We start from the raw sequence: 243 nt of genomic DNA on the forward strand, positions 1-243 counted from the left end.
GAGACGAACGAGGACCAGGCTGATCGGTCGAAGGCGAGGGCGGGGCCGTCCGGGGTTTTGCTGTCACGGACGGGGACGACAGCGGGGATCGCGGGGGCAATTTCTATGCAGTCGCCGCCGTTTGTTCCGCTGTAGCTGCTCTTGATCCACTCCATGGCGGCCACTCAGGCGTTGAACTGGTCGCGCTGGATCGCCGAGACGAACGAGGACCAGGCTGATCGGTCGAAGGCGAGGGCGGGGCCG

General features: G+C 66.3%; 1 protein-coding gene. It reads right to left on the reverse strand.

Going from position 1 to position 243, the window contains the following annotated elements:
• The coding region (locus FVS66_RS03410; protein WP_149179470.1) for a DUF397 domain-containing protein at positions 1 to 155 on the reverse strand (155 nt) is incomplete at its 3' end.
• Between the last annotated feature and the right edge of the window lie 88 nt (positions 156 to 243).

It is taken from the genome of Streptomyces sp. TRM49041, assembly GCF_008271805.1.
In the GTDB taxonomy this organism is placed as follows: Bacteria; Actinomycetota; Actinomycetes; order Streptomycetales; family Streptomycetaceae; genus Streptomyces.